Source organism: Paraburkholderia sp. RL17-380-BIE-A, assembly GCF_046028085.1.
GTDB lineage: Bacteria > Pseudomonadota > Gammaproteobacteria > Burkholderiales > Burkholderiaceae > Paraburkholderia.
Window position 1 is genome coordinate 65,504 of record NZ_JARESQ010000027.1, and the last position, 22,560, is coordinate 88,063.

The 22,560-nt window shown below is 65.3% G+C and carries 22 protein-coding genes and 1 riboswitch; of the genes, 3 read left to right on the forward strand and 19 right to left on the reverse strand.

The features are described from left to right. The first annotated feature begins 29 nt into the window (after positions 1 to 29). Positions 30 to 1,385: a guanine deaminase gene (gene guaD, locus P0D68_RS32845; RefSeq protein WP_408185345.1), complete on the forward strand. Its 1,356-nt coding sequence runs from the start codon at positions 30 to 32 to the stop codon at positions 1,383 to 1,385. 103 nt (positions 1,386 to 1,488) lie between these two features. On the opposite strand, the gene P0D68_RS32850 is transcribed toward guaD, so the two are convergent. Further along, entirely contained in the window at positions 1,489 to 2,733 is a 1,245-nt protein-coding gene (locus tag P0D68_RS32850; protein ID WP_408296380.1) for an NAD(P)/FAD-dependent oxidoreductase, read from the reverse strand. 108 nt (positions 2,734 to 2,841) lie between these two features. On the opposite strand from P0D68_RS32850, the gene P0D68_RS32855 reads away from it, so the two are divergent. Beyond that, the gene (locus tag P0D68_RS32855; RefSeq protein WP_408296377.1) at positions 2,842 to 3,570 is read left to right on the forward strand and encodes a class I SAM-dependent methyltransferase; all 729 of its coding nucleotides are present in this window, start codon (positions 2,842 to 2,844) and stop codon (positions 3,568 to 3,570) included. Positions 3,571 to 3,713: 143 nt separating this feature from the next. Here P0D68_RS32855 and P0D68_RS32860 read toward each other — a convergent pair whose 3' ends face one another. The 18 genes from P0D68_RS32860 to P0D68_RS32945 form a co-directional block, all read right to left on the reverse strand. After that, positions 3,714 to 4,157, reverse strand: coding sequence for an excinuclease ABC subunit A (locus P0D68_RS32860; RefSeq protein ID WP_408296374.1), 444 nt, complete (start codon positions 4,155 to 4,157; stop codon positions 3,714 to 3,716). Positions 4,158 to 4,219: 62 nt separating this feature from the next. After that, on the reverse strand, positions 4,220 to 4,642 hold the full coding sequence (locus P0D68_RS32865) for a signal peptidase (protein WP_091799937.1): 423 nt from the start codon (positions 4,640 to 4,642) through the stop codon (positions 4,220 to 4,222). Between the two features lie 36 nt (positions 4,643 to 4,678). After that, complete coding sequence (locus tag P0D68_RS32870; protein WP_408296371.1) at positions 4,679 to 5,920, reverse strand: beta-ketoacyl-[acyl-carrier-protein] synthase family protein; 1,242 nt, start codon at positions 5,918 to 5,920, stop codon at positions 4,679 to 4,681. Continuing rightward, positions 5,917 to 7,143 (reverse strand): beta-ketoacyl-ACP synthase, encoded by a 1,227-nt coding sequence (locus P0D68_RS32875; RefSeq protein WP_408468807.1) that lies wholly within the window; start codon positions 7,141 to 7,143, stop codon positions 5,917 to 5,919. The genes P0D68_RS32870 and P0D68_RS32875 overlap by 4 nt, the downstream gene beginning before the upstream one ends. After that, a complete protein-coding gene (locus P0D68_RS32880) occupies positions 7,143 to 7,868 on the reverse strand; it encodes a 3-ketoacyl-ACP reductase FabG2 (RefSeq protein ID WP_408296365.1) in 726 nt (241 codons plus the stop codon). The genes P0D68_RS32875 and P0D68_RS32880 overlap by 1 nt, the downstream gene beginning before the upstream one ends. Next, positions 7,865 to 8,350 carry a hotdog family protein gene (locus tag P0D68_RS32885; RefSeq protein ID WP_091801075.1) on the reverse strand — a complete coding sequence of 162 codons (486 nt, stop codon included), beginning with the start codon at positions 8,348 to 8,350 and terminating at the stop codon, positions 7,865 to 7,867. Before P0D68_RS32885 ends, P0D68_RS32880 begins: the two co-directional genes overlap by 4 nt. A 20-nt stretch (positions 8,351 to 8,370) precedes the next feature. Beyond that, positions 8,371 to 9,552 carry a beta-ketoacyl-[acyl-carrier-protein] synthase family protein gene (locus P0D68_RS32890; RefSeq protein ID WP_408296359.1) on the reverse strand — a complete coding sequence of 394 codons (1,182 nt, stop codon included), beginning with the start codon at positions 9,550 to 9,552 and terminating at the stop codon, positions 8,371 to 8,373. Then, on the reverse strand, positions 9,549 to 11,957 hold the full coding sequence (locus P0D68_RS32895) for an MMPL family transporter (protein WP_408296357.1): 2,409 nt from the start codon (positions 11,955 to 11,957) through the stop codon (positions 9,549 to 9,551). Before P0D68_RS32895 ends, P0D68_RS32890 begins: the two co-directional genes overlap by 4 nt. Continuing rightward, positions 11,957 to 12,658 carry a LolA family protein gene (locus tag P0D68_RS32900; RefSeq protein WP_408296354.1) on the reverse strand — a complete coding sequence of 234 codons (702 nt, stop codon included), beginning with the start codon at positions 12,656 to 12,658 and terminating at the stop codon, positions 11,957 to 11,959. The genes P0D68_RS32895 and P0D68_RS32900 overlap by 1 nt, the downstream gene beginning before the upstream one ends. Then, on the reverse strand, positions 12,646 to 13,077 hold the full coding sequence (locus P0D68_RS32905; protein WP_408296351.1) for an acyl-CoA thioesterase: 432 nt from the start codon (positions 13,075 to 13,077) through the stop codon (positions 12,646 to 12,648). The genes P0D68_RS32900 and P0D68_RS32905 overlap by 13 nt, the downstream gene beginning before the upstream one ends. After that, positions 13,074 to 14,669: an HAL/PAL/TAL family ammonia-lyase gene (locus tag P0D68_RS32910; protein WP_408296348.1), complete on the reverse strand. Its 1,596-nt coding sequence runs from the start codon at positions 14,667 to 14,669 to the stop codon at positions 13,074 to 13,076. The genes P0D68_RS32905 and P0D68_RS32910 overlap by 4 nt, the downstream gene beginning before the upstream one ends. After that, the gene (locus P0D68_RS32915) at positions 14,656 to 16,380 is read right to left on the reverse strand and encodes a glycosyltransferase family 2 protein (protein WP_408296345.1); all 1,725 of its coding nucleotides are present in this window, start codon (positions 16,378 to 16,380) and stop codon (positions 14,656 to 14,658) included. The genes P0D68_RS32910 and P0D68_RS32915 overlap by 14 nt, the downstream gene beginning before the upstream one ends. Then, on the reverse strand, positions 16,380 to 18,263 hold the full coding sequence (locus P0D68_RS32920; protein WP_408296342.1) for an ApeI family dehydratase: 1,884 nt from the start codon (positions 18,261 to 18,263) through the stop codon (positions 16,380 to 16,382). The genes P0D68_RS32915 and P0D68_RS32920 overlap by 1 nt, the downstream gene beginning before the upstream one ends. Further along, positions 18,260 to 18,922 carry a COG4648 family protein gene (locus P0D68_RS32925; RefSeq protein ID WP_408296339.1) on the reverse strand — a complete coding sequence of 221 codons (663 nt, stop codon included), beginning with the start codon at positions 18,920 to 18,922 and terminating at the stop codon, positions 18,260 to 18,262. Before P0D68_RS32925 ends, P0D68_RS32920 begins: the two co-directional genes overlap by 4 nt. Beyond that, entirely contained in the window at positions 18,922 to 19,173 is a 252-nt protein-coding gene (locus tag P0D68_RS32930; RefSeq protein ID WP_007180827.1) for an acyl carrier protein, read from the reverse strand. Before P0D68_RS32930 ends, P0D68_RS32925 begins: the two co-directional genes overlap by 1 nt. A gap of 3 nt (positions 19,174 to 19,176) precedes the next feature. Next, entirely contained in the window at positions 19,177 to 19,476 is a 300-nt protein-coding gene (locus P0D68_RS32935) for a phosphopantetheine-binding protein (RefSeq protein WP_091799903.1), read from the reverse strand. Continuing rightward, a complete protein-coding gene (locus P0D68_RS32940; RefSeq protein WP_408296336.1) occupies positions 19,451 to 20,245 on the reverse strand; it encodes a lysophospholipid acyltransferase family protein in 795 nt (264 codons plus the stop codon). The genes P0D68_RS32935 and P0D68_RS32940 overlap by 26 nt, the downstream gene beginning before the upstream one ends. Further along, complete coding sequence (locus tag P0D68_RS32945; protein WP_408296333.1) at positions 20,229 to 21,011, reverse strand: beta-ketoacyl synthase chain length factor; 783 nt, start codon at positions 21,009 to 21,011, stop codon at positions 20,229 to 20,231. Before P0D68_RS32945 ends, P0D68_RS32940 begins: the two co-directional genes overlap by 17 nt. Positions 21,012 to 21,610: 599 nt before the next feature. Beyond that, a riboswitch (yybP-ykoY riboswitch) is annotated at positions 21,611 to 21,827 on the forward strand. An 11-nt stretch (positions 21,828 to 21,838) separates the two neighbouring features. On the opposite strand from P0D68_RS32945, the gene P0D68_RS32950 reads away from it, so the two are divergent. Then, positions 21,839 to 22,411 carry a TMEM165/GDT1 family protein gene (locus P0D68_RS32950; RefSeq protein WP_091799897.1) on the forward strand — a complete coding sequence of 191 codons (573 nt, stop codon included), beginning with the start codon at positions 21,839 to 21,841 and terminating at the stop codon, positions 22,409 to 22,411. Positions 22,412 to 22,560 lie beyond the last annotated feature (149 nt).

Sequence of the window (22,560 nt, forward strand, 5' to 3'; positions counted from 1 at the left end):
AGCTTTTCACATTCGGAGACGGTTTTTCCATGACTCAATCGGCTAAAGCGGGCCAATCGGCATTCCGCGCGCAACTGCTGACCTTCAACGGCGATCCCGCGCAATCGCCCAACGCGGCGGTCTTCAACGAGGACGGCCTGCTGATCGTCGAAGACGGCCATGTCGTCGCGGCGGGCGCCTATGCTGCGCTCGCGCCGCAACTCGCGCCCGGCACCCCGGTAGTGGAGATGCGCGACAAGCTGATCGTGCCGGGCTTTATCGACACGCACATTCACTATCCGCAGACGGACATGATCGCCTCGCCCGCGCCGGGTTTGCTGCCGTGGCTGGAGACGTACACGTTCCCGACCGAGCGCCGCTTTACCGACCCGGCCTATGCGCGCGACACGGCGAGCTTTTTCGTCGAAGAACTGCTGGCGTGCGGCACGACCACCGCGCTCGTGTATTGCACGGTCCATAAGGAATCGGCCGACGCGCTCTTCACCGAGAGCGAAGCACGCAATCTGCGCATGGTGGCGGGCAAGGTGCTGATGGACCGCAACTGCCCCGAGTTCCTGCGCGACACCGCGCAGTCGGGCTACGACGACAGCGCCGAGCTGATCGGCCGCTGGCACAATCGCGGCCGTCAGATGTATGCGCTCACGCCGCGTTTCGCGCCGACCTCGACCGAGGCGCAACTGGAAGCGTGCGGCGTGCTCGCGGGTAAGCATCCGGACATCTTCATTCAGAGCCATGTCGCGGAAAATCACGACGAGGTGAAATGGGTCGCCGACCTGTTCCCGGGCCACCGCAGCTATCTGGACATCTACGATCACTACGGCCTGCTGCGCCGCCGCGCCGTGTACGGCCATTGCATCCACCTCGACGAAGAAGACCGCAAGCGGATGGCGCAGACCGGCACGGTCGCCTCGCACTGTCCGACTTCGAACCTGTTTCTCGGCAGCGGCCTGTTCGACTTCGACAAGGCCGATAAAGCCGGCATGCCGATCGCGCTCGCGACGGACGTCGGCGGCGGCACCTCGTTCTCGATGCTGCAGACCATGAACGAAGCGCACAAGGTCGCGCGTCTGACAGGCCATCATCTGACGGCTACGCGCATGTTCTATCTGGCCACCGCGGGTGCGGCCGAAGCGCTCGACCTGGCGGACAAGGTCGGCACGTTGAAGCCGAAGTCGGAAGCGGACTTCGTCGTGCTCGATCCGCGCGCGACGCCGTTGCTCGCGCGCCGCACCGCGCGCACCGAATCGCTGGAGGAACTGCTGTTCGCGTTCGCGCTGCTCGGCGACGATCGCGCGATCTACGAAACGTATGCGGCCGGCAAGCGCGTGCATCGCCGCGACGATGTTCGGCAGCATGCATCCGGCGCGGCGAAAATCGCGGCTTGAGCTACGTGATTCACGCGGTTGAATAAAGAAACGGCGCTTCGATAACGAAGCGCCGTTTTCATTCATGCCCGCCGTGAAGCCCGCGCCGGATCGCGCAGCCAAATCAACGCTGCATGCACACCTCATGCAGCGCGTTCAGCCGCCGCACCGGATCGGCGACATACGGATTCGATTCGTCCCACGCGTAACCCGCCAGCACCGCGCTGATCATGCGGCGAATCGACGGCGTCTGCTCCGGATAGAAAATGATGTCCTGCAGCGCGCCCGTGTACCAGCGCTCGACGAAAGCGCGGAACGTATCGATGCCCTTGCGCAACGGCACGTCATAAGCAGCCGACCAGTCGATCTGTTCGCCGTCCAGTTGCCGGTTCAAGGTCTGAACAGCAAGATGCGCCGAGCGCAGCGCGATCGTCACACCGGACGAAAACACCGGATCGAGAAACTCGCCCGCGTTGCCGAGCAGCGCGTAACCCGGCCCGTGCAGACGCTCCACGTTCGCTGCATAGCCGCCGATGTGACGCACCGGCATCAAAAACGGCGCGTTGCCGATCAGGCGGTTTAGCGTCGGCTCCTGCTGGATCAACTCGCGCAACTTCGCGTCGCGTTCGGCATCCGGCACGTCGAGAAAACTCGCCTCGGCGACACAACCTACCGACGAGCGCCCACCCGCCAAGGGAATCATCCAGAACCACACGTCGCGGCGCTCCGGATGCGTCGCCACGCAGATCTTGTTGCGGTCGGTCACGCCGGCCGGAATGCCGTCCTGCACATGCGTGAAAATCGCGGCGCGCGTCGGCATCCGAGTCGGCGCTTCGAGGTTCAGCAAACGCGGCAACACGCGGCCGAAGCCGCTCGCGTCGAACACGAAACGCGCTTCGACCTGATACGCGTAATCCGCTTCATCGACCACATCGACCAACGGCGTGGCGCCGGTGTGAACCGCGCGCACCGTATGCCCAAAGCGCACGTCGGCGGCCTGCTCTGCCGCGCAGCGAATCAGAATGTCATCGAACACCGCGCGTTCGACCTGATAGGTGGTGCCCCAGCCCGGCGAGTGCTTGTCGCGGAAGTCGAACGCCGACGACTGATCGCGATACACGAAATGCGCGCCGTTCTTGTACTGGAAGCCGGCTTCGACCACGGCCTGCAGCATGCCGGCCTCTTCGAGGTAAGCCATGCTTTGCGGCAGCAGGCTCTCGCCAATGGAGAAGCGCGGAAAGTGCTGGCGCTCCAGCACCAGCACGGAGCGCCCGGCCTTGCGCAGCAACGCCGCCGCGACCGCGCCTGCCGGTCCGGCACCGATGATCACGACATCGACCGTCGTACGCTTTGACGAATGTGTACTCAAATTTGCCTCAATCGTTTGGCTTGCCCGGAGCAGCGATTCGCTGCATCCTTACATCTCGTTGCAATTACACTCTGACAACAAAAACACTATTTCGCCGGGGAGCCCAGCGTGTCGCCATCTGAATCATCCCGTGTCCCTTACGTGCCGGAAACGGCTTTCGGGAACTGGTTCCTGCGTACCTACACCTGGGAACACCATGTACTGCGGGTCGCGATCAACGACCTCAAACGTCTCATCGACACGCCCTCGCCCGAGACGCCGGTAATCGTCGACGCCGGTTGCGGCCAGGGTCTGTCCTTCCGTCTGCTCGCCGACGCGTTCGCGCCGCGCCGCATCGTGGGCATCGACTTCCACGAGCCTTCGTTGACGCTCGCCGCGCACGCGGCCCGCGCCTGCCGCGACAAACTGGCCAATATCGAACTGCTGCATGGCGACTGCGCGAAGCTGCCGTTGCCCGACGCGAGCGCCGATATCGTGTTCTGCCATCAGACTTTCCATCATCTCGTCGAGCAGGAGCGCGCGCTCGCCGAGTTCCGCCGTGTGCTCAAACCCGGCGGCATTCTGCTGTTCGCCGAATCCACGGATGCGTACATCAAATCGTGGGTGATCCGGCTACTGTTCCGTCATCCCATGCAGGTGCAAAAAAGCGCTGACGGTTACCTCGACATGATCCGCCGCGGCGGCTTCAACTTTAGCGAGCGTAACGTCTCGCTGCCCTATCTCTGGTGGAGCCGCGCGAAAGACTTCGGTCTACTCGAACGGCTCGGCCTGTATCGTCCGCAACCCGGCAAGCGTCGTGAAACGCTGGTCAATGTCGCGGCGATCAAAGCCGGCTAAGCCTTACAACGCACCCGGCAGTCATGCAGCAAGGCACGAGCCCGGTGCTTTAAAACAGCGCGGAGCGGCAGCAACTGCGCCGCCTTCCCGCTTTTTCTCGCTACCTCTCGCACGAGTTCGTGCTGATGCGCACGGATCCGCGCTTACTTGCGCAACGTCACCACCTCACCCGTCAACGCCACGCCGGCGATCACCGCGCCCGCGCCGCAGGTGTACTCGGTCGCGCTCTCACGCAATTCGTTCTTGTAATTGCTCTTGATGTTGATCACCGCGTTGCCGCCTTCCTTGCGCGCGCGTTCCTGCAATTCGATCACCGCCGAGAGGAAAACGTGCTGGCACGCTTGCAAGTCGCTCTTGCCGAACGCGTTGGTCTTCTTGTTGGTGGCGAACTCGCCCATCGTCTTCGAGACGGCCGGATGGTGCTGACCCGCGAAATACAGCGCGATGTCGTCGCTCACCTTGCCGGGTTCGCTTTGCAAGGCCTGATCGAGCGGATAGTAGTTGACCGTGTCGCGAGCAAAAGCCGGCGCGGCACTCAACGTGGCAACCGCTGCGAACAATGCAGCAAACAGCACATGGCGTTTCATTGAGACTCCTTGGTCCTTGTTATTGCTCTGGTGAGTTCTATTGCGTTCTATCCGGATCCGGCTCAGTTCGCTTCCAGCACGACGAGTTGCCCCTTCACCGCAATCGCGGCCGCGCTAGGACTGACCCCGCAGGTGAAGTCGGTCGACGAATTGCTCTCGCTGCTATGGAAGCGTGTCGACACGTCGATCACGGCATTGGCGTGGCGTTCGTTTGCCGCCGCGCGCAGCTTCCGCACGGCTTCGGCTAGCGCTTCATGGCAGGCGTCGTCGGGACCGGCGACCTTGCGCGCGATCCGCACCGAGTACGACACGTCGCCCAATTGCGTCCTGACCGCCGGGTGAGGCTGCTGGCCGAAATACACCGGCACGTTGCCGCGCGATTCACCGCCGGCCGCCGCGAGCGGCAGCGACTTCACTTGCGTGGCGCATCCCGCCTGCGTCAACATCACCACTGCCAGCGCACCCAATACAGCTGTTCTTTTCATTTTTCTTGCCCTCGTTTTTTTAAAGTCGCGGCCGTCTCAGCCGCCCTGCCATGCTTCGAACATCAAGCTCGCGCAACTGCCGCCGAACCCGAATGAAACCGACATCGCCGTGCCGATGCGCGCTTCGCGCGTCGCACGCACGAGCGGCATGTCGACGACTGCCGGCTCCGGCGTGTCGATTCCCGCCGTGCCCGCGATAAAGCCATCGCGCATCATCAGCAGCGTGTAGATCGCCTCGTGGGCGCCGCTCGCGCCGAGCGGATGCCCGGTCATGCCCTTCGTCGACGAAAACGCCGGCACGCCACGCTCGAACGCCGCGCCGAACACCTCGTTCAACGCGCGCAGCTCCTCGAGGTCGCCAAGCGGAGTAGACGGTGCGTGCGTGTTGACGTAGTCGGGCCGCTTGCCCGCTTCGTTCAGCGCGCCGCGCATGGCGCGGGCGATACCCGCCGCGCGCGGCGCGACCATGCCGGTGCTATCCGTGCAGTCGCCGAATCCGGTGAGTTCCGCGTAGATGCACGCGCCGCGTGCTAGTGCGTGATCGAGTGCTTCGAGCACCAGCACGCCGCCGCCCGAGGCGATCACGAAACCGTCGCGCTCCGTGTCATAGGGACGTGACGCGCGCTGGGGCGTGTCGTTGAAGCGGCGCGACAGCGCGCCCATTGCGTCGAACATCAACGTCGTGTTGTCGTGCAGCGACTCGCTGCCGCCGGCCAGTACGATCTGCTGGCGGCCGGTCTGAATCAGTTGCATCGCCTGGCCGATCGCGAGCGCCGACGTTGTGCACGCCGACGACGGCGAATAGCTGACCCCTTCGAGCCCGAACACCTGCGCGACATTGGCCGACGCGGTGCTGCTCATAACATGCGGCACGGTGTACGGTGGCACCTTGTCGACGCCGCGAGCTTGCGCGATCGCCACGGCCGCGTCGTAACTGGACATCGTGCCGACGCCCGAACCAATCACCGCGCCGGCGCGCGGCGAGCGCAATGCCGCGGCATCGAGCCCGGCGTCGCTGATCGCTTTGCGCGCGGCATGGCAGGCGAACCGCGCGGTGTCGCCCATGAAGCGTTCGAGCTTGCGCTCGAACAGGGGCTCGCGCGCAACCGACGCCACGCCCGCCACCTGCGAGGCAAAACCACGTTCACGCCAGGCGTCGATCCGCCCGATACGCGAGCGACCCGCGCGCAGCGCAGCGGACACCTCGTCGAGCGTATTGCCGAGACACGACACGATCCCCATGCCGGTCACGACCACGCGTTGCAGCGCCACGCTCATCGAACGCGCCTGAAAATCAGCGACGTGTTGATGCCGCCGAATGCGAAATTGTTGCTCATCACATGCTCGGCATCGATCTCCCGACCCGTGCCGACGATGTAATCCAGCGGTGCACACGCCGGATCGACGTTCGTCAGATTCAAGGTCGGCGCATACCAGTTGCGCTTCATCATCTCGATGGTCCACCACGCTTCGAGCGCGCCGCACGCGCCGAGCGTGTGGCCGACATAGCTCTTGAGCGAACTGATCGGCATGCGCGCGCCGAAGGTCTGCGCGGTCGCATGGCTTTCGGCGATATCGCCGCGATCCGTCGAGGTGCCATGCGCATTCACGTACGCGATCGCTTCCGGCGGCAGTTGGACGTCCTTGAGCGCGAGTTGCATCGCGAGCGCCATGGTTTCGGCGGTGGGCTGCGTCATATGCGCGCCGTCCGAGTTGCAGCCGAAGCCGACAATCTCCGCGTGAATGCGCGCCCCACGCGCCACCGCATGCTCGTATTCTTCGAGCACCAGTGTGGCCGCGCCTTCGCCGACCACGAGGCCGTCGCGCGCGGCGTCGAACGGACGCGGCGTGAGATGCGGCTCGTCGTTGCGCGTGCTGGTGGCGTATAGCGTGTCGAACACGGCGACCGCCGGGCCCGACAGTTCCTCCGCGCCGCCCGCCAGCATCAGCGTCTGCTTGCCGGTCTGGATCGCTTCATACGCGTAGCCGATGGCCTGGCTGCCCGACGCGCACGCGCATGAGGTCGGAATGATTCGCCCCTTCAGATCCCAGAACAGGCTGACATTGACCGCGGTGGTGTGCGGCATCATCTGCACGTAGCTGTTCGACGTGACGTCGCCCATCGAGCCGGTTTCGAGCATCGTGCCGAACGCGCGGATCGGCTGCACCGAGCCCGACGACGAACCATAGGCCACACCCATGCGGCCGTCACCGATGAGCGCATTGTCGGCGAGGCCGGCGTCGGCGAGCGCCAGTTCGCTCGCGCGCACCGAGTACATCGAGACCGGGCCCATCGAGCGGGTCTTCTTGCGCGGATAGTGCGCGGGCGTCGTAAAGTCCGGCAGCGGGCACGCGAGACGCGTATGCAGCGACTCGAAGTAATCCCACTCGGGCATGCGCCGCACGGCGTTCACGCCGCTCCTCAAACGCGTTTCGATGACGTCCCAGCTATCGCCCAACGCCGTGACGCCGCCCATGCCGGTAATGACGACGCGCTTCATCAGATCATCCCGCCGTTGACGCCGATCACCTGGCGCGTGACATACGAGGCCGCATCCGACATCAGGAAGCTGACCACGGACGCCACCTCGGCAGGCTGGCCGACGCGGTTCATCGGCACCGTCTTCAACGCCTGTTCGAGCGGCATGTCGTCGAGCATGCCGGTTTCGATCAGACCCGGCGCGACGCAATTGACGGTGATGCTGCGCGACGCCAGTTCGACGGCGAGCGCCTTGGTCGCGCCGATCAAGCCGGCTTTCGCCGCGCTGTAGTTGACCTGGCCGCGATTGCCCATCACGCCGGACACCGAAGCGATCGTGACGATGCGGCCGCCCTTGCGGGCCCGCACCATCGGCATGGTCAACGGATGGACGACGTTATAGAACGAATCGAGACCGGTTTCGATCACGATGTCCCAGTCTTCTTCCGTGAGCGCGGGGAACGCGGCATCGCGGGTCGCGCCCGCGCTGCACACGATGCCGTAGTAAGGGCCATGTGCCGCGACGTCCGCTTCAAGCACTTCGCGGCATACGGCGCGCTCGCGCACGTCGAATTGCAGCACGCGCGCCGTGCCGCCCTGCGCGGCGATGCCCGTCGCAACCGCGTCGGCTTCGGTGCGTCCCGTGCGGCAATGCACGGAGACCGCGAAGCCGTCGGCGGCCAACTTGTACGCAATCGCGCGGCCAATGCCGCGGCTTGCGCCGGTAACGAGAACACGCCGGCTCATGAACTGAAACTCCCTTCAATGAATGACTGAAAATCGGGCGGTTGAAAAACCTTGATGACCGCTTCGGCGCAATCCATGTCGCCGTGGCGGATCGTGCATTCGTATGCGCCGTGGCCTTCTTCGCTGCGCAGCAGTTCCGTGACGTGGATCGACAGGTGCGCGCCGGCGGCGAACGACGGTTGCAATGCCTTGTAGCTGCGCGAGCCGAGCAGTACACCGGGACGCGCTCGGCCGCCGCCGCGCATGGCCAGCAATGCGACGTGCGCGGCGATCGCCTGCGCCATCAGTTCGATGCCGATCCACGCGGGCATCGCGCCGTCGGCATCGGCATACCACGCGTCGGCGCGGACCGTGGCGCGCGCGCTCAGCGTTTCTGCGCTGAACGTGTCCACGGCGTCGATCAGCAACATGGTGCCGCGATGCGGGATGATCGCTTCGATCGGCTGCTGGAGCAGTTCGTCAACGGTGGGCGGCGGATTCATCGCGTGACTCATCGGGCAACTCATCGGGCAAGAACGAGGCTGACGTTGCTGCCGCCGAAAGCGAATGAATTGCTCATTACGAATTGCGCGCCGCTTCGCGGCAGGAAACGTTCGCTCTCGACCAGATCCAGCACCGGTAATAACGGATCGGCTTCGCCATCCCACAGATGCCGCGGCAACGCCACGTTCTCACGCGCCAGCGTCAGCCACGCGAAGCCGAGTTCGGTGGCGCCCGCCGCGCCGAGTTGGTGGCCGGTCAACGGCTTGGTGCCGCTCGTCGCCACGCCGCCGGGAAAAACGCGCGACATCAGGTTGGCTTCCATCTCGTCGTTCTTGCGCGTGGCAGTGGCATGCAGATTCACGTAGCCGATCGCCGACGCTTCGACGCCCGCCTCGGCAAGCGCCGCGCGCAGCGCGATCTCGCCGCCCACGCCCTGCGGGTCCGGGGAGGAAATGTGATGCGCGTCGCTCGATTCGCCCACGCCCGCGAGGCGCACTGCCGCTTCATCGCGGCTCATGAGGAACACCGCCGCGCCTTCGCCGACATTGATCCCGCAACGATTGCGGCTCATCGGATTGGTGCGCGTGGCGCTGGTCGATTCAAGCGAGGCGAAACCCTGCACCGTCAACTCGCACAGCGAATCGACTCCGCCCACCACGACGGCGTCGCACAGGTGCAATTGCAACAGCCGGCGCGCCGACGCAAACGCCTTCGCGCTCGACGTGCACGCGGTCGAAATGGTGAACGCCGGACCTCGCAGGCCGAGCGCGGCGGCGGCGAATGGCGCGGCCGTGCCGATCTCCATTTGCCGGTAGTTGAAGTTGGCCGGCAGATCGCCTGCCTGCGCCTGATAGACGAACGCGGCCTCGGCCGCTTCGATGCCCGACGTGCTGGTGCCGAGCACCACGCCGACGCGGTGCGCGCCGTAGCGCTCGCGGGCCGCGTCGATGGCCGGTGCGATCTGCGCCAGCGCGGCGAGCAGCAGGCGGTTATTGCGGCAGTCGTAGCGGGCGAGTTCGGCGCGCGGCGCCATCTCCAGCGGCGTGAACACGCTACCGACGAACGCCTCGCCGATTCCCGTATGCGCATTCGCCATACCCGGCGAATGACCGGCGGCGAGCGCCGGCACGATGCTGTCGAGGTCGCCGCCGAGCGCGTTGATCATGCCGAGCGCGTGCAAATAAACTGATGGCACCTTCATGCGGCCCTCCTTGATTCCGATGGCATGCCTATCGGCGCGAGCAGCACCGAGACCGCGATGCCGAGCGCGAGCGTCGCGCCGAAACTCTTCAGCGCGGGCATCGCGCTCATGCCGAGCATGCCGAACGACAACAGCGTGGTGGCCGCGGACAACAACACCCCCGTCCACACCGCGCCGAGATCGGCGTCCGCGCGCTGGCAGCCTTCGCGCAGGAACACCGCATAGTTTGCGCCCACGCCGAGCACGAGCATCAGCGCGAGCCAGTTGAACAGATTGAGCGGTACGCGCGCATAGCCGAATACGGCGAGCGTGACGCCCACGGCAAGCAGCACCGGCAAAGTCACGGCGATGCCGCCGCGCACGCGGTAGCGCAGCATCAACAGAACGAGCACGAGAGCTAGCGCGCCGCCGAGCCACCAACCGCTATCCACGCGATACGCGCCGAACAGTTTCGACACGCTGGCGGCCTTGTCGACGAACACAACGCCGGGCAAGCTCTGCGCCGTCGCGATCAGCGCGGGTTCGTTCTGCGGCGTCACGCCTTGCGGAATGACAACAGCGGCATAGGCTTTCGTCGACGAGTCGACTTCGCCGAGCCAAAGGTGTTTGTACGGTTGCGACCAGGGTGCGGCGAGCCACGTATCGACCGTCAGCGGGGCTTGCGGTTTCGCATACGCAGCGAGCCACGCGTCGGCGACTTCGTCCTTGAAGCCTGCTTGCAGGAGTGTGGCGCGCAGTGCGGCGCGCTCGTCGAACACGTGTTGCGCGAGCAACGCGCGGTCTTCACTCTGCCGTTTCGCGGACGGCACGAATTGCGCGACCGACTGATAGCTGCCGACCTTGTTCGCCGTGCCGTTCAGCGCATCCAGTTTCGTGCCCAACGCTTCGGCGCGCTGCAGCACGAGCTCCGGCGTCTCGCCGCGCACCACGAAAAACTGCGCGCTGTTATCCACGCCGACCGCCGCGCGCACCTTGTCTTCCTGCGCGACGAGCGCCGGGTCGCGCTGGATCAGCAGATGGATATCGTCGTCGCTGGTTAGACGCAGCCAGCCGGGAATCGCCAGCAACAGCAGCAGCGCCGCCACTAACCACGCCCGCTTGCCGCCGATCGTGCGATGCCACACCGTCAGCACACGCGCCGCGCCCGCGAACACGCGCTTGGGGCTGCGTCTGGGCGCGCGAGTGAGCAGCGCGGGCAGCAACCACAGCACGGACGCGAAGGCCGTCGTGATGCCCGCCATCGCGAAACAGGCAATCTGCTTGAGCGCGGGAAACGGCACCCAGGCGAGGATCGCGTAGCCGAGCAGGCTTGTCGCGAGCGCCACGCTCAACGCGGGACGCACGGCGCGCGCGCCGCGCCGCGCGTCCCAATCGCGTTGCGCGCCGAGATACACCACGAAGTACTGGATCGAATAGTCGACGGCCTCACCAATCAGGCTCGTGCCGAACACCAGCGTCAACAGATGCAGTTTGCCGAACACCAGCATCGTCACCGCCAGCGCGCAGACAATGCCGAGCGCGGTCGAGACGAAGCCGAGCAGCAGCAGACGTGGCGAGCGGAACACCCACATCATCAGGAGTGCGACGCCGCACAGCGAAGCAATGCCGATCAGATGCACTTCATGTTCCGATGCACTGCGCGCCGCTTCCGCGTAAAACACGGCGCCGGTCCGCGCCACCGAGACGTCGGGGAACGACGGCTTCAACGCGCTTTCGCCTTGGACCAGCGCAGCGAGCACGGCGTGCTGCGTCTTCGTTTCGTAGGCGGAACCCGGCAGCGTCGCGACGATCAGCACGCTGGTGGCGGCGCCCTGATGCGCGACCAGCATGTTGTCTTCGAGTTCGAGATTCGAGGTGGCGAGCGGCAGGCCACCGAGCCAGTGTTCGAGCCAGCCGAACGGATCGTCGGCGAGCGGCGTGGTCAGTCCGCCGTGCAGCGGGCTATAGATGCGCTGGGCGAGCGTGTCGCGCAACGTGGCGCCCGTCGCGCCGCCCGCCAATGCCGTGCGGTCCGTCGGCGCCAGCAAGCCGAATCGATACGGCATATACAGCGCCGATATCTGCGACAGATCGAACGGCGGCAACTCCGCCGTCACCGAACCGAACGCGCCGCTCTTTTGCAGTGCCGCGCCCAGTTGTTTGGCCGCGGCTTTCGCGTGCGCGTCGTTGTTGCTGGTGACGAGAAAAACGGTGCGGTCGCCGAGCGCGCTCGCGAGCGTATCCACCGCCTTTTCCGCGACGGGATCGGCCTCGGTCGCGGGCAATAGCGCAAGCAGATTGGTTTGCAGCGGCGACGGTCCGGCGAACCGCCAACCGCAATACAGCGCCGCGACGAGCGCGAGCAGCAGCCACGCGGCGCGCATGCCCCACGCCTGTTTCGTGGACCGCTGTTGCAGCATGTCCATTACGGCGCCCCGAGCAAGCCGCGTTCAGCCGCGGTGAGGTCGCTCACGGCCGCGCTCTTCGCGAAGTCGAGCTGGGTGATGTCGCCGTTCGCCAGCGTGATGCGCAAGCTCTGCAGATAGTCGCCGCCGCTCATCGCCAGACCTTTGATCGACTGGGCGATCTGCGGCTGGTTCGGCGTCAGTTGCATGCGCCACTGCGCGGCGCTGCCTTGAGCCTCTACGTCGAATTGCGAGTAGAGCGCCGACAGATCGCCACCGAGCATGGCGCGCATCATCTTCGAGACTTGCGCGACGCCGCGCGTGCCCTGTGCGCTGTGAGTCGTGACGCGCTGGCCGTTGGCATCGACTTCGGCGACGCCGGCATCGGTGATGACATAGGTGGCTTTGTAGGGCTTGTCGATCTGCCAGATCACGCCGCGCTCGCGGAAAAATAGCAGCGAGCCGGTGCTCACGAGCGGCTGCTTCATCGCGGCGAGCGTTTGCGTCTGCGTGAATTGCGCGCGCACGCCCTTGGCTTGCGCGAGGTGCGCGGCGATCTGCGAAACGAGTGCGGGGTTGCCCGCGGCAGGCGCGGCCTGGGTCGTCGATGCCGCCAAGGCGGGCTGCGTCCATGCGGTCACAGCGAACATGCTGAGGACGCCCGTCACGCTCAATGCGCTCAATGCTCCCACCAGCACGGCGCGCAATTTCATCGTCCCCATACGCGCTCCAGTTTCTCGAATACGACCGGCGGCGAGACGAACTGCAACTCCTGCGTGGCCGCGTCGACCGCGACCTGGATCGTGTAGCCCTTGGTCAACCGCGTGCCGGACGCGCAATCGACGATTTCATAGCCTATTTTCAGGCGGTTTTCGTGTTCGAGCAGTTGCGTGCGCACTTCGATCTGCTGCCCGTAGGTGGCCGGCCGCACGTACTTCAGATGCGCTTCCACGATCGGCCACAGGTAGCCCGAAGCCTGCATCTCGCGATAGTCGTAGTCGAACGCGCGCAAGAGCGCCGCGCGGCCGATCTCGAAGTACTTCAGATAATGCCCGTGCCAGCACACGTTCATCGCGTCGACGTCGTGGAACGGCACTTCCACCGTCGCGCTCGCGCTCAGCACTTTGCGGGAAGCGCTCATGTGTTCGATCCTCCGCGATAGTCCTGCAGCAGATCGCACGCGGCAATGCGCGCGGTCAGTGCGCGCAGCTCGTGTTCCAGTGCGCGATCTTCGTCGACGAATGGCGACTGCGCGCTCACCCTGTCCATAAACGTTCGCAGCGGCGAGGGAACCGGCGTTCCGCTGTCGATCTTCAAGCGCAGCCGGGCGGCTTGCACCGTTGCGAGCGTATGCGCGGCGGCGACCTGCTCGGTCAACTCCAGCACGCGCAAACAATCGCGCGCGGCAATCGTGCCCATGCTGACCTTGTCCTGGTTGTGCGCCTCGGTGGAGCGCGAGAACACGCTTGCGGGCATAGTGTTTTTCAACGCTTCAGCGGTCCATGCGGACGACGAAATCTGCACCGCCTTGAACCCGTGATTGATCGGGGCGCGCGCGGACGTGGCGCCCGACAGATTGCGCGGCAAGCCGTTATTGAAATTGACGTCGACGAGGAGCGCGAGTTGCCGGTCCATCAGATCGGCAAGATTGGCGACCGCAACCTTCAGCGAATCCATCGCGAACGCAATATGGCCGCCGTAGAAGTTGCCGCCGTGCAGCACGCGTTCATTGTCCGGGTCGATCAGCGGGTTGTCGTTCGCGCTGTTCAGTTCGTTCTCGACATCGCGGCGCACCCACGAGAGCGCGTCGCGCGCCACGCCGATCACATGCGGCGCGCAGCGAATCGAATAGCGGTCCTGCAGACGGTGACCCGGCGTGTCGTCGCGCCCGGACAGATCGTCGCGGATCCATGCCGCCGCTTCGGCCTGGCCGGCGTGCGGCTTCACTTCGAAGAGCATCGCGTCGAAATGCGCGGCACGGCCGTCGAGCGCGACCGTGCAGAGCGCCGTCAGCCGCGCGGTCAGCCGCGTGAGATGATCGGCGCGCGCAAACGCGAGACAGGCGAGACCGGTCATCACGGCGGTGCCGTTCATCAGCGCGAGCCCTTCTTTTGGCGCGAGCGTGAGCGGCGTGTGGCCGAGTTCGCTCCACACCTCGCGCACATTGCGCAACTGCCCTTCGAACATCACGTCGCGTTCGCCCGCGAGCGCGGCGGCCAAATACGAGAGCGGCGTGAGATCGCCGCTCGCGCCGACCGAGCCTTCCGACGGAATGCGCGGCAACACACGATGATTGACCAGATCGGCCAGACGTTCGAGCAACACCGGACGCACGCCGGAAAAACCATAAGCAAGCGAGTTGAGCCGCGCGGCGATCACCGCGAGCGTTTGCGCGTCGTCGAGATACTGGCCCATCCCGCAGCCGTGATAACGCGTGAGTTGCAGCGGCAACGCTTCGACCAGCTCCATCGGCACGTCGACCACGCAGGCGTCGCCGTAACCGGTGTTCACGCCGTACACGGTCGCGCCCGCGGCGAGATGCCGGCGCAGAAAATCCGCGCCGCGCTGGATGCGCGCGCGCCACGCCGGATCGGCGCTCAACACAACCGGCGTGCGATGCTGCGCGATCGCGACGACCTCTTCGATCGTCAGCTTGCGACCGCCTATGACGACCGCCGCCTTGTTCACGTTGGCGCCCGCATTCGGCACATCGATCAGATCATGTTCGGCCATTTGCGCCTCGCTTGGGGCTGGCCCAGAAATCGAAGAAGTTGAACCATTGATAAGGTGCCTTGCGGCAATAATGTTCGAGCCGCACGGCATAGCGCTGCGCCCACGCGGCGAGATGCTGCGCGCGTTCGCGGCGCGGCAGCTCGATACGCTCGGCGAACGGTTCGAAATACAGGCGGTAACCGTCGTGCTCTTTCAGACAGAAGAACAGATAGACCGGGCAACCCAACGCATGCGCGAGCACATAGGGCCCTTGCGCGAACGGCGCGGTCGAGCCGAGAAATTGCGCCTCCGTCGTGCGCCCCGCTTCGTGCGCGGGCACGCGGTCGCCGACGATCACCAGCAATTCGCCGGCGTCGACGCGCTCCTGCATCATCATCGCGGTCTCGGGCCCGAAGTCGCTGACTTCGAGCAGATGTTTCGCGAACTCGCTATTGGCCGAGGCCAGCACGCTATTGAAACGGCGCGCGTGCTCCGTATAGACGACCGCCGTGACCTTCGCATATGCGCCCTGCGCGGCGAGCGCGCGGGTCATCTCCAGATTGCCGAGATGCGCGCCGATCACGAGCGCGCCCTTGCCGCTCTTCACCAATGCTTCGAACGCCGAAGGATCTTCGAACTTGACGTCTGCATTGTTGACGCGGCCCGACCACGCGGCGAGCTTGTCGAAGCCCGATTGCGCGAACGCCAGCATATGGCGGTACGCGGACAACCAGCCGGGACGCGGCGTGTCGCCCTGCGGCGCGGTCTTGCCGAGATGCCTGAAGTAGTTGCTGGAGGCCTCGCGCGCGGCGCGGCCCGTCAGCAGAAAATACGCGACGATCGGGTGCAGCCAGAGCGCGGTGAAACGTCGGCCGAAGAGCTTGCAACTGAGCGCGAGCAACGACATGCCCAGATGGCTGCCGCGTTCGGCGATACGCCACCAGTCCTGGTCATTTTCTTTGCACTGCTCACCCGCGAGTGCCGCGCGACGCGGCATCACCTTGTGCGCGAGCAGCACCGGCAGACGCCACAGCATGCCGCACACGAGCCGCGTATGGCTGCGGCTGATGCGCACGTTGTCCCACAGCACGTCGAAATGCGAGACGCCGTCGCTCGCGTAGGTGACGCGCGTCGGAATCGAACGGAACGCGGCGCGCCGCCAGTACAGACGCACGAGGATCTCGATGTCGAAGTCCATGCGCGTGGGCAGCCGCACGCTGTCGATCAGATTGCAGGCCAGCGCCAGCGGATAGAGCCGAAAGCCGCACATCGAATCGCGGATGGTCAGCGAAAGCGTTTCGATCCACACCCACACATGCGTGAGATAACGGCCGTAGAGACGCGCTTTCGGCACGCTCTCGTCATAGATTGGCCGGCCGAGAATCACCGCGCCCGGTTCGGCGCGCGCCGCTTCAATGAAACGGGGCACGTCGGTCGCGTCGTGCTGGCCGTCGGCGTCGATCTGCAACGCGTGCGTGTAGCCGGCCTCGCGCGCGGCGCGCAGCCCCGCCATCACCGCCGCGCCCTTGCCGCCGTTGACCGGCAGCCGCAGCAGCGTGAACTGCCCTGCGTACTGCTGCGCGAGCGCGGCGAGCACCTGCTGGGTAGCCTCGTCGCTGCCGTCGTCGACGACGAAAAACGGCAGGCCGTGAACCGCGAGATGAGCGACGGTCGCGCCGATCGCGTCCTTATGGTTGTAGATCGGAATGACGATGCATGGGGAGAAGGTCATCACGCCGGCGCCCCGTAGACGATTACACCGGACGCGCATTCGCGACCGTTCGCGCGGTATGCAAACTGCAGGCGCCGGCGGGCCGCGTCGTGAGCGAGCGTGAGCGCGAGCACCGCGCCTGGAGAAACCGGCGCCATGAACTTCAGACGATCGATCGACGCCACCGCCCGCACGGCCGGCAAGTGGTCGGCGGCGAGGCGCACCGCCCAGTCGACCTGAACGACGCCGGGCAGAATCGGCAGGCCGGGAAAGTGGCCGGCGAAATGCGCGAGCGTGGGCGGCACGCGCAACTCGTAATGCAGTGTGTCGCCGCTGCGCGCTTCGGCCAGCACCTCGACGCCTTCGCTACGCGGTTCGAACGCGGCCGCCACGGCGGCCACCGGCAGTTTGCCGCGCGCGTCGAACGGCAGCGTGACCCGAAAACGCCAGTGGCGCGGCAGCACCACCACGTCGAAGTATTCGGCGAGATGTCGGCGCAGGATCTTGGCGAGCGCCACGCGGCCTTCGTCGCGCAGCGCCGCACCGCCCGCTTCCGTCAGCGCTACGACGGCGCCGACGCGCTCGCGCGAGGCGCCGGCGAGCGGCACGATCGCCGCTTGCGCCACATACGGATGCAGCGCGAGGCGCGCTTCCAGTTCCGGCAACGACACGCGCTTGCCGTCGAGCTTGAGCACGCGGTCGAGCCGGCCTTGCAGACGGAAACGGCCATCGGCGTCGAAGGCGATCCTGTCGTCGGTACGATGCCAGCCGGCGTGATCGAGATGCGGTGAGCGGACGTTCAGCGCACCGTCTTCGTCGCGGCGCACTGCGATGCCGGATAGCGGTTGCCAGGCATCTGTCTGATCCTGGCGCCGCCACGCTATGCCACCGGTTTCCGTGCTGCCGTAGACTTCGCGCGGCGCGGCGCCATAAGCCGCGGCATATTCCTGCGCGGCTTCAAACGCCAGCGGGCCGCCCGATGAAAAGACCGCGCGCGGCGCCGGCGTCAAGTCCGCGAAGCCAGGCAAGGCGGGCCAGCGAGACAATTGCGCCGGTGTCGAGACGATCACCGCCGCGCCGCATTGCTCGATCTGCGTTTGCAGATGCAACGGCTCGATGCTGATCGCACGGTCGAACGCGCGGCCGGCGGCAAGCGGCCACAACACGCGAAACAGCAAACCATAAATGTGGTGATGCGGCACGCTCGCGAGCATCGTCGCGTCGCCGATCAACGCGCCCCACTGCTGTTCCAGTGTGTGCACTTCGGCGTTGAATTGCGCGAGCGTCTTGCGGATCGGCTTGGGGCGGCCGCTGCTGCCGGAGGTGTAGAGCGTGAGCGGGGCTTGCGGGTCGATTGTGTGAGCGGCGCGAGACGTGTGCGCCGAGGCTGCCTGGGCGTTTGCAGTGCCGGTGGCGGTGGTGGCTCCGGCGTGCTCTGAGGCGGCCTCGTCGCTTCCAATGCCGGTGTCAGTGGCGACTCCGGCGTGCTCCGCCGCGGCTGCATTGACGCGGGCCAACGTATCGAGGTCGGTGTCGACTTCAGCTTCGGCGTTGACACCGGGGTTGGCTCCGGCCGAAAGCTCGAACAGCGGCAAATCCGCGTCCGTCAGCACCACGTCGTACGCATCGGCGAGATCGGCGAGATAGCCTGGCGTCGAGTTGGCCGGAATCACCGGCTCCTTGCCGCACGCGAGCAGCGCGAAAAGCGCGCAGGCGAAATCGAACGGATCGTTGATACAGAGTGCGTAGCGTTGCGCGCCCTGCGTTTGCACGAGCGCGATCAACACGGCGACGCGCGCGCGAAACGCCGCGCGGTCGAGCACCCTGGCGCCATCGCGGCATACGGGCTCCTGCAACGCGGCGCTCTCATGAACCACCGACAACAGATCATGCAACGCGATCATGCCGCCTCCGAACGCGCGGCACGCGGCAGCACGACCAGGTAACGCCAGATCACCTCGGCCACCAGCAGCACGCCGATCAACCCATACGCAATCGCGCCGTTATACAGCGACCAGTTGGCACGGCTCCAATACAACGCGGTATAAGCGGAAAACACGCCGTTCAGCACGAAGAACGCACACCACACCTGCGTCACGCGCCGCGTATGGCGCACCGCGCCCGGCGACAGATCCGGGTTGCCGAGGCGCGCGAATTTTTCGATCATGGACGGCCCGCGCACGAGCGTCGCGCCAAACGCGATCAACAGGCCCAGATTGACGAGCGACGGATACAGACGCAACAGCAATTCGCTATTGGTCAGCACGATCGCCGCCGACGCACAGCTCAGCAGACCGACCACGCTCCAGTCGATCGTGGAGAGCCGCCGCAGCGAAGTCGCGACCGGGCCGCTACCGGCCCAGCGCTGCAGCCAGAGAATCGCAAACAGCATGCAGCCGACGTAGCGCGGCGTGTCCCAGCGCCACGCGCACAGGATCAGCGCGGGGTACGCGAGCTTCAACAGCACCTGCACGACGGTTTTGCCGAAGTGGCGCCCGGCGCCGGGCGAGGCTTCGTCGGCCCGCCGCGCCGCCGCTTGCGTTCGCGAGCGCGCGACGGACATCAGCCTTGTGCCGCGAGCAGGGACTCGACCGCGCCGATCACGTCGCCGACGGTGCGCACCGACTTGAACTCTTCCGGCTTGATGCGGCGTCCGGTCATTTCCTGCAGTTTGATCGCGAGGTCGACAGCGTCGATGCTGTCGAGATCGAGGTCCTCGAACAGATGCGCTTCGGGCGTGACACGCTCGGGCTCGATCGCGAAGTTCTCTTTGAAGATAGCGCGGATGCGCTCCAGAATCTCTGCCTCGGACACGATTTACTCCCCCTTTCTGGTTGTTTCGTTCACAGCGTGCGTCGCTTCGCGTTGGCTCGCCACCAGCGCGGCCAGCGTGCTGATCGAGCGGAAGTGTTCGCGCGTGCGTTCGTCGTTCGCTGCGATGGTCAGTTGGTATTGTTTGCGCAGCACGATGCCGATTTCGAGCGCGTCGATCGAATCGAGACCGATGCCGTCGGTATCGAACAACGGTGCATCGTCGTCGATATCGGCCGGGCTCAGGTCTTCCAGATCGAGCGCTTCGATCAGAAGCTGTTTAATTTCCAGTTTTAAAGAATCCATAATCGAACAGGTGCTGAGTAATGTGTGCTTCGACGGCGCTCGTCACGCTGCGCGCCGCGAGAGCCGGTGGAGTGTCATGGGCCGCGAGCTGATCGACGCCGAGCGGCTCGAGCACGTTCACGCGCATTCTGAACGCGCGTGCCGGCACGTCGTACCAGCGCATCTGCTTGGTGAATGCGGGCGGGTCGCAATCCATCAGCACCGGAACGATGGGAGCGCCGACTTTCAGCGCCATATGCGCGAAACCGCGCGAAAAGGCATGCAACCGGTTCGGCCCGGGGCTACGCGTGCCTTCCGGAAAAATGATCATCGTATAGCCAGCGGCCAGCTGCTTCGCGCCGGCCTCGACGAGCTCCGCGGGATCGGCATTGCTGACGTACTCCGCCGAACGCACGATGCCCCAGAAACACGGGTTGCTCCAATGCGCGTTTTTCACCACGCAGCAGGCATGCGGCGTGAGCGACAGGAGCACCATCACGTCGAGATAAGTCGGGTGGTTGGCGACCACGATCGCCGGCCCCTCTGCGCGCAACGCCTGCACGCCCGACACTTCGAGTTCCATCACGCCGATGCGCTGCAACACCGCGACCAGCGCGCGGAAAAACCAGTGAATCACGCCCGTCACCGCGAACTGGCGCGATGCACGGTGCGGCCACACCCACGCAAGCGGAAAGACCACCACCGAGAACAGCACGCCGCATACGCCGAACACCACGAAGGCCATGCCGGTCGCGCAGAATCGCCAGCAATAATCAAGCCGCGCGATCATGCCAACTCCAATGCCACGTGGCGCCCGCGCCTTGCCACGCGGCGGGCAGCCCGGTTTCCAGACAGTGCTGCACGGCCTGGCTCTGGGTCGCGAAAACGGTCGGCGAGTTGCCCTCGCTTGCCGCAGGTTCGCTCGCCGGCGCGGATTCCCGCTCGGCCACTCGGCCCTCGGCCGCGGTGGTTTGACTCACCGGCGGGGATTCCCGCAGATCAGCGCGGGAAACGACACACGCCAATTCGCCCGTCACCGTTTCGCTATCGAGCAGGATCGCGATCGCGCCGCCCGGCACTTCGTCTTCGATCGTGCCGTAAGCCGGGTCGGCCGGTTCGTCCGCATAGACCAGCAGCATCGGCGAATCCGGCTGGGTGGCGTACTGTGCGTGCGCTTCCAGCAGCGCGTAACCGAGCGTTTCCGCGCCGGCCGAAATCGCGCTCGCCGCCGACCGGTCGCCACGCGCAATGCCGAACACGCCGGTCATGGCATTGAGCACCGACAGGCTGAAAGCGGTAGGCGACACCGGCTCGCCCGCGCTGATGGCGCGCAGGATATCCGTGGTGCGACGCAGTTCGCCGTGGCGCGACGCGAAAACGACCCGCGCAGCGTTCTGGGCGACACAGTCGTGCGCCACCTTCAGCGCCACTCTGGACAGAGTGCTCAGACGGCGCCGCACGATCGGCTCGATGAAGCCGATATCGGGTGCGGCAGATGCGGCAGCAGGCCAGCTAGACCAGCGAGCGACCGGAACGGTCCAGTGCAGATCGGGCATATCGGTGTTCGCGCGTAGAAGCGAGGAGAGGCTGAAGCGCCTGACGGAATACGGCACCGTCACAGCGTGTACGCGCCGCGCGGACCGGCAATCTCCAGCCGGGGTCGATCCAATCGTCTGATCTTATATAGGGTTCAGCGATTTAACGGCACATGGCCCCGTTTATTTAGGCACCCTCGCCGATTTGTCTGGAGGATGGCCTCAGGCGCCCTAAGGTCGCCGAATCATACTGAATATTCTGGGATAAATCAGCCACAAAAGACGTATCCATCTGTATCCGTATCTATCGAGCGACGCCCCGCCAAAAACCCGTTGCGCGCGCCTGCGGCGCGATTTCCGGCTGCGCGGCCAGGTGCAAAAGCCGCTCGCGACACGGGTTGCGGTCGACACGAGCACAGAAGCATTTCGCGGAATTACATCATTACTTTCAACTAACTTTCTTAAACAATGTTTCAGATTGGAAGGTTTCCGTGTCGGCAACTGCCGACCTTATAACCGGTCGACGACGCCTGCCCTATCTCAAGCCCGCCATTTGGGAGATGCAATGGCGTCCGCGGCTGACGGAGTCGATTATCGGCTGGCGCCATGCCTGTTATACTCCGTCCCTCATTGGGGAGTAGCCGCCTCGCGGCACGTGCGCACCGCTGTCATCGGGTGCGTCGCACGTGTGGTTCGCGGGGGCGCCTGTCAACAGACTTGGCCTGCACGGCCATGGCAGCCGCAGCCTCTGGCCTGGCGAGACCGATGATCCACACACCGCCGCAACAGGGCCCGGCGTGTCGTGGGTCGTCGCTCGTTCATCTCTCGGCCCGGGGAATCGACACAACGTGGATCACGCTTTTCTCATTTCGACCGGAGCAGTCGCGCTCGCCGAGATCGGCGACAAGACGCAATTGCTTTCGCTCGTCCTCGCGGCACGCTATCGCAAGCCGCTGCCGATCATTCTCGGCGTGCTCGTCGCCACGCTCGTCAATCATGCCTGCGCGGGCGCACTCGGCGCCTGGCTCGGCTCTCTGCTCACGCCGACCATCATGCGCTGGGCACTGGCCGTATCGTTCATCGGCATGGGGCTGTGGATTCTCGTTCCGGACAAGCTCGACGACGACGAGGCCAATACCAGCCGCACGCACTTCGGCGTGTTCGGCGCGACCGTGGTGACGTTCTTTCTCGCGGAAATGGGCGACAAGACGCAGATCGCCACGGTGGCCCTCGCCGCGCGTTTTCACGACTTCTTCGGCGTGGTGGCGGGCACCACGCTCGGCATGATGATCGCCAACGTGCCCGCGATCCTGCTCGGCGACCGTTTCGCGCATCGGCTGCCGACCAAACTCGTGCACGGCATCGCGGCGGTGATGTTCGTGATTCTCGGGACGATGGCGCTGTTCGGCGTGGGCGTTTAGGTCGGCGCTTAGGTCGGCGTTCAGTCGGCGCCTGGTCGGTGTTCGTGGTGCGGCCGGCTGGCAGTTCCTGGCGCTTGGCGGGCGCTTCGCGCTTCGCAATTGGCTTGGCTTGGCTTGGCTTGGCTTGGCTTGGCTTGGCTTGGCTTGGC